The sequence below is a fragment of the Bacteroides mediterraneensis genome (assembly GCF_016900355.1).
Lineage (GTDB): Bacteria > Bacteroidota > Bacteroidia > Bacteroidales > Bacteroidaceae > Phocaeicola.
The window spans coordinates 1-465 of sequence record NZ_JACJKA010000072.1; the positions used below are offsets into that span (position 1 = coordinate 1).

The 465-nt window shown below is 65.4% G+C and carries 1 protein-coding gene; it reads left to right on the forward strand.

The window, feature by feature from the left end; all coding sequences use genetic code 11:
* Positions 1–465, forward strand: a 465-nt coding sequence (locus tag H6A28_RS14865) for a cell division ATP-binding protein FtsE (RefSeq protein ID WP_262896998.1), incomplete at both ends; no start/stop codon positions are given.

Here is a 465-nt window from a genome sequence, read left to right on the forward strand (position 1 = left end):
CATCTACCCGGCCCAGCCCAACAAGCCCGCCCTGGAGAACGTGAGCCTTGACATCTACCCCGGGGAGTTCGTCTTCGTGGTCGGCCACTCGGGCTCCGGCAAGTCATCGCTTCTGAGGCTCATCACGCGCGAGCTCAAGGCGACCTCCGGTCAGGTCATCGTGGCCGGCCAGGACCTGACGAAGATGCGCAACAAGAAGATCCCGTACCTGCGTCGCCAGATCGGCACCGTCTACCAGGACTTCAAGCTCCTGCCGGACAAGACGGTCTACGAGAACGTGGCCTTTGCCCTCGAGTGCATCGGCAAGCCGCGCTCGGTCATCAAGACTCAGGTGCCCGAGGTGCTCCGCCTGGTGGGCCTCGCCGAGAAGATGAAGCACTTCCCCGACCAGCTCTCCGGCGGCGAGCAGCAGCGCGTCTCCGTGGCGCGTGCCATGGTCAACCGCCCGCCGCTGCTGGTGTGCGA